The following is a 5,776-nucleotide window of genomic DNA, read 5'->3' on the forward strand; positions in this document are numbered from 1 at the left end:
CGGCATCGACGCCGGGCCGCTGCCGCGCCGCGTGCGCGACTATACGCCGGCGACGCCGGGCTGGACGATCCCGCAGGGCCAGCCGGCCGCCGGGCTGGCGACGGGCGGCGGCGAGGCGTTTCTTGATATGGTCGCGCAGCGGATCCAGCCGCTGGTGGCGGCGCGCTGGCGGGTCGACCCGGCGCGCCAGACCATGATGGGGCATAGTTTCGGCGGGCTGCTGGCGCTGCACGCGGCGCTGACGCGGCCGGCGATGTTCGGCGCCGTGGTGGCGGTGAGCCCCTCCACCTGGTTCGGCGACGGGCTGCTCCAGCGCGAGGCCGAAGCCGCACCGACGCGCGTGCGCGCGCTGATCGCGGAAGGCGAGCGGGGCGAGCGTGCGGCGGCGCTGGCGGCGCGCATGGCGCAGGCCCGTTTCCTGCCGCTGCCGGGGCAGACGCATGGCGGCACGATGCTGGCGGGGATGGCGCCGGCGGTCTCCTTCGCCTTTGGCCGGGTGGCGCCATGATGCCGGGCTGGATCGCCGCGATCGCCATTATCGCGGGGGCGACCGCGCTCTATGTCGCCGCGCCGCATCAGGCGCTGCTCGCCGGCCATGTCGTGCGCCGGCGCGTGTGGGCGTGGGGCGGGGCGGCGCTGCTCGCGCTGGCGCTCGTCCTGCTGCTGTGCGTGCAGGGGCCGGCGACGGCGGTGTTCACCTGGGCGACGGGCGCGATGCTGGTGTGGAGCGTGGTGCCGGTCGCCGCGCGCTGGTGGCGCTTCCGGGGAGAAGCGGCATGAGCAAGGACGGCGCTAGCAAGGACGGGGCGCTCACCAGCCGCGATTGGTTCGGCAAGGTATCGGCGGCGACCGTGCTTGGGTTCACGCTGGCGATCGCGCTGACGTGCAGCTTCGCCGCGATCTTTTCCGAAGGCGACGGCTATTTCACGGCGCAGGGGCAGCTTGCCATGTGGCTGGTCTCGCCGATCTGGTGCACGCTGCTGGGCCTGTGCTTCTTCTTCCGCAGTGGCGCGCGCGCCTGGGGCTGGCTGGCGCTCGCCAACCTCGCCGCCTGGGCGCTCTACGCCGCCATTCGCCTGGCTGGGGGCTGACACCATGCGCACCGACGTCATCAAGACCTACAAGGACGTGCACAGCTGGGTCGGCATCATCGCCGGCCTGGCGCTGTTCATCGCCTTCTACGCCGGCGCGATCACCATGTTCGAGGAGCCGCTCAACCGCTGGGCCTCGGCGCCGGCGAGGATCGCCGCGCCCGTCCCGCTGGAGCGCACGCCCGAGCTGGTCGACAAGGTGCTGCGCGCCTATCCCGAGGCGCGCGCCGCTTATACCGTGCATCTCGAGCCGGGGCCGGACATGCCCGCGCGGGTCAGCTGGACCACCGGCAACCGGCGCAATCCCGGCCCGACCTATCTGGCCGCGCTCGCCCCCGACGGCACGCTTCAGGTGGTGGAGCAGCAGGCATCGCCGGTGGCGCAGCTGATCGACGTGCTGCACCAGCAGGTCGGCCTGCCATTCGATCACGAGATTTCCATGCCGATCATGGGCGTGATCTCGCTGCTCTATGCGGTGGCGATCATCTCGGGCTTGATCGTCCTGCTGCCGAGCCTGGTGAAGGACCTGTTCGCGCTGCGTTTCGGCAAGAATCTGAAGCGGATGTGGCTGGATCTTCACAATGTGCTGGGGCTGTTCAGCCTGCCGTTTCACATCATCATGGCGGTGACGGCGGTGATCTTCGCCTTTCACGACCAGATCTATGCGGTGCAGGGCGCGGTGCAGCAGATCGGCGCGCCGGCGATGGAGCGGCGCGGGGCCCCGCCGGGCGGGCCGGCCGAGCCGCCGGCCCTCGCCGAGGTGACGGGCACGCTGCCGCCGGCCGAGCTCCAGCGCCGGCTCGCGGGCACGCTGCCCGGCTTCGAGCTGCGCACCATCAGCTTCGAATATAACGCCAAGGAAGGGCCGCACGGCCATATCGCCGGCATCGACCCGCGCTACGGCGCGCGCGCGCCGACCTATGGCATGGGGGAGATCGACACGCGCACGGGCGCGATCCTGGAGGCGGATTACCTGCCCGGGCGGCAGGACGGCTGGTTCGCCACCGTCACATCCTTCTTCACGCTTCATTTCGGCAGCTTCGGCGGGGCGCCGGTGCGCTGGGCCTATTTCTTCCTGGGGCTGGCGGGCGCATTCCTGTTCTACACGGGCAACCTGCTGTGGATCGAGAGCCGCCGCCGCAAGGAGCGCAAGGCGGGCGCGGTGGAACAGACCCGCGCGACGCGGGTGCTGGGCGCGCTGACGGTGGGCGTGCCGCTGGGCTGCGTCGCCGGCATCTCGCTGACCATCGCGGCGGCGAAATGGCTGCCGGCGGGAACGGGCGCGCTGGAGACGTGGCATAGCGCGATCTATTATGCCGTGTTCCTGGCGGCGGTCGGCTGGGCGCTGGTGCGCGGCGCGGCGCGGAGCGGGGCGGAGCTGCTGTGGCTATCCGCCGCGGCGACCGCGCTGGTGCCGATCACCACGCTGGCGAGCGTCGCCACGGGCACCGGCTGGAGCCATGACGGCGCGAGCCGGCTGGTCGACCTGGTCGCGGCGATCGGCGCGCTGTCGCTGGCGATCATGGCCCGCGCCACCCACCGCCGCGCCGCCGGCGGACCGCGCGACAGCATCTGGTCCGCAACGCCGTCGGCCGCGCCGGCACCGATGGCCGCGAGTGCAACGGCTGGCGCGCGCGTGTCGGTGCGGTAGGGGGGGGCGGCTGGTTGCGCCCACTTGCTGCCGCTGGACGAACCGATAAGTTCTTGATTATGCGAACCGCTGCTGTCCTCGTCGCCATGATCCTTAGCGGCTGCGGTGAGCTTTTCGGAGGGTCGTCGCGCGAGGAAGTCGCTTGGGCGAACTCACCTGATCGGCGCACTCACGCCATCCTCTTGGAAACGAACGGCGGTGCGACAACATCGTTCGGCTATGTGGTCGAACTACACCCTGCCAATCACCAAGGCGAACGGCCGGCCTCCGCAGGGAGCCTATACGGGGCGATGCGAAGTGAATGTGCCTACGGCGTCGATTTTCATTGGCTGAACGCGTCAACACTCGCGCTTCGGTTCGACAGCGCCAAGAAGGTTTCTGTTCTGCCCTCGGCCAATGTGGGAGGGCGAAGCATCCGCCTCGTCGTTCAATCAGGAACACGGAACGACGCTGCGCCTTGCGGCGGGATGGCCAAGGACCGTTCAAAGCGGAACGGGAGCTAACCACCCCATCTCGGCCGTCCTTAACCACCATCCGCGATGCGAAAAGCGGACCGGCCGCTTACGCCCAATTGCGGACGTTCGATCCCGCTCCCGCTCTCTCGGTTGCGGACGCTCGTTCATGCGAGCATGATGGATTGTGTTTGTCGAGAGAGCCTACGCTGAACGGGAGAGCCTGCTCGACCGCGACTTGGAGCGGCTTCGAGCGAGCCTTGTCGATCAGGTGCAACGCTACGAAGACACGATCCGGAAATATCCGCCCGACCGCATGGAGAAATATGGGAAGCCGTTTCTCGCGAGCCTCCGGCAGAAGGTTGCCGATGTAGACGCGACTATCTTGGCCCGCGCGAACGGCAGCTAACTGAAACTCTCCACCCGAAGCCGCCCGTCCGCTTCCCACCCGTTTCGGTCGTTCGTGATCGTGCCATCGGCTCCCGAAAGCAGCCGTTCAGTTCCGCTAATTACTCAGTCGAAAGTGGCCATTTGCTGATCCTGTAACGAAGGGCAGAAAACGAGCCTTGCAGATGCCGAGTTGCAATACAGCATTGTAGAAAGCATTCTGACGATGCGAGCGGAGGTCGAGAACGGTTATGGGGGTATTTCGATCTGTATTCATGTTGGCCGTGGTATCAACGGCAATCGGCGGGACCGCGGCCGCACAGTTGTTTTCGCTACCAAACCCCGAACAGTTCGCACGGACGGAAGATCAGATACGCGCACGCCTGCTTGGCACGCCATGCACCGAAGCGGACGAGGGGCGTGGCTGCTTTCGGTATGATGGGCGCCTAGAACGGGAGCTTCCGTGTGCCTTTCATAACGACGATCGTGAAGTGGAATTCCTGCCTACTGACCAATGCTACAAAATGGAGCCGGCACAGCTTTATCGAGGCGTGTGGATCGACGAGTTCGAGGGCCAGCAATTCGTACCGGAAGGCACACAGACTCCTGAATGGCCGCGAACGGCTGTCCGTTCCAAGGGCTGGAGAGAGCAATTCGAGCGGGCTCGGCTCAAAAGTATCTGGATCAACACCAGCCGCGTTAACTTCGGCGCGAAGTGGCAGCGGCGCCGCGGAAGACGGATCATCGAATTTGTCGGCCGGAAAACAAAATTTCCCGGAGACCATGGCCACTTGGGTATGTCTGGGCACGAGATAATTGTCGACCGCGTCATCTCACTGAAGGAATGTCCGGAAACAGGCGTTTGCGCCTGAAAAGCATCCGTTCCGCTTTTCACCCCTATCCGGCTACTTGGAGGAACGCTTCAATTCCGCTTAACTGGTTATTCTTCAGCGGAGGAATGTTGGTCATGTCACTCTTGATTGCAGCGACTATCCTTGCGGCGGCCTTTCAGGGGGACGCGACGTCTGGCGCGCGGGACTCGGGATCACGTGTGACGAGCGGCGACGCGTCGGCCTCGCTGAGCCAGGATGCGGCCCGCGCTTGGCTGCGCTTGTTGGACAAGGGAGATTGGGACGCGAGCTGGCGTGCGGCCGCAGGCGTTTTCCAATCGCAGATTACAGCGGCGCAATGGGCGTCGACGGTTCAAGCCGTCAGAGGACCGCTTGGCGCGGCATCATCGCGTGTCTTCCAGAATGTGACAAGGACCAGCGCACTCCCGGGCGTGCCGGCCGGGGATTACGAGATGATTCAGTTCCGAACCGATTTCGCCAGCAAAGCCGGCGCGATCGAGACCATCACGCTCGCGCGTGACGGCGATGGCTGGAAGGTGGCGGGGTATTTCATCAAGTAGGCGCTGCCCAGCCTGCCGACATGAGGCGGGGCGGTGGCATCCGGGCCGAACGGGTTTGGGGGGCAGGGGGCTGCTGAATAGCGGTCATCTCGCCCCTACGCGGTTGGCCACACTCCCGCTATTGCGAACCACTATCACCTGAGCTAAGAGCGTGGCGAGCGTTGCCGGGGCCTTACGGACAGCTTCTCCGGCGCGCTCATCCGCATCATCAGCAAGGGCGGCGGCCGGTTGGTTGCGCCCCGTCAGGAGCCTGTCGTGCAAGTCGCCATGCCGCTGCGCCCCGTAGACCAGGACCTGTTCCAGACGCGGCTGATCGCGCATTCAATGCGGGTGTGGCGGCGGGCGCATGATCGTGCCCGGCCGCCGCAGCCCGATCTCGCCCGGCTGCTCGCGCGGCATGGCATGGCGATGCTGGCGCCGGTGCTCGACGGGCTGTGCCGCGCGTTCGAACATGCGCTGTGCCGGCCGATCCGCATCGGCGCGGGGCGGCCCTGTTCGGAAGATGAGCGCACCCTGTCGCAATTGCTGGACGGCGGCCTCCCGCCGCGCTGCCTCGATTGCCCGGCGCCATCGGCAGACCTGCTGCACTGCGCCTTGTGCTCGACGCGGATCATGCTGTCCCTCGCGCTGCCGGCGCGGGGCGCCGGGCCGACCGGGGGCCACTTCTAGAAAGCGGCAATCCCGGTGATGGCGCGCCCGAGGATCAGCGCGTGGACGTCGTGCGCGCCTTCATAGGTGTTCACCGTTTCCAGGTTCATCACGTGGCGCATCACCTGATATTCGC

Annotated in this window: 7 protein-coding genes; all 7 read left to right on the plus strand. The window is 66.9% G+C overall.

Going from position 1 to position 5,776, the window contains the following annotated elements; genetic code table 11:
* A partial coding sequence (locus AX702_RS02835) for an alpha/beta hydrolase (protein WP_156455329.1) occupies positions 1-508 on the plus strand: 508 nt, incomplete at its 5' end.
* On the plus strand, positions 508-780 hold the full coding sequence (locus AX702_RS02840; RefSeq protein ID WP_156455330.1) for a hypothetical protein: 273 nt from the start codon (positions 508-510) through the stop codon (positions 778-780). The genes AX702_RS02835 and AX702_RS02840, both read left to right, overlap by 1 nt.
* Entirely contained in the window at positions 777-1,091 is a 315-nt protein-coding gene (locus tag AX702_RS02845) for a hypothetical protein (protein ID WP_066775906.1), read from the plus strand. Before AX702_RS02840 ends, AX702_RS02845 begins: the two co-directional genes overlap by 4 nt.
* A 4-nt stretch (positions 1,092-1,095) precedes the next feature.
* On the plus strand, positions 1,096-2,742 hold the full coding sequence (locus AX702_RS02850) for a PepSY-associated TM helix domain-containing protein (protein ID WP_066775908.1): 1,647 nt from the start codon (positions 1,096-1,098) through the stop codon (positions 2,740-2,742).
* Between the two features lie 1,330 nt (positions 2,743-4,072).
* Positions 4,073-4,453, plus strand: coding sequence for a hypothetical protein (locus AX702_RS21960; RefSeq protein ID WP_156455331.1), 381 nt, complete (start codon positions 4,073-4,075; stop codon positions 4,451-4,453).
* Positions 4,454-4,548: 95 nt separating this feature from the next.
* Complete coding sequence (locus AX702_RS02865; RefSeq protein ID WP_197420480.1) at positions 4,549-4,992, plus strand: DUF4019 domain-containing protein; 444 nt, start codon at positions 4,549-4,551, stop codon at positions 4,990-4,992.
* A gap of 255 nt (positions 4,993-5,247) precedes the next feature.
* Entirely contained in the window at positions 5,248-5,661 is a 414-nt protein-coding gene (locus tag AX702_RS02870) for a hypothetical protein (protein ID WP_156455332.1), read from the plus strand.
* Positions 5,662-5,776: the final 115 nt, after the last annotated feature.

Origin of the sequence: Sphingomonas sp. CCH5-D11, assembly GCF_001557395.1 — a bacterium.
Taxonomy (GTDB): Bacteria; Pseudomonadota; Alphaproteobacteria; order Sphingomonadales; family Sphingomonadaceae; genus Sphingomonas.

Excerpts from the sequence above, each read along its gene's own strand:
- AX702_RS02845 (WP_066775906.1), top strand. The coding sequence starts at position 777 with ATGAGCAAGGACGGCGCTAGCAAGGACGGGGCGCTCACCAGCCGCGAT.
- AX702_RS02840 (WP_156455330.1), top strand. The coding sequence starts at position 508 with ATGCCGGGCTGGATCGCCGCGATCGCCATTATCGCGGGGGCGACCGCG.
- AX702_RS02865 (WP_197420480.1), top strand. The coding sequence starts at position 4,549 with ATGTCACTCTTGATTGCAGCGACTATCCTTGCGGCGGCCTTTCAGGGG.
- AX702_RS02850 (WP_066775908.1), top strand. The coding sequence starts at position 1,096 with ATGCGCACCGACGTCATCAAGACCTACAAGGACGTGCACAGCTGGGTC.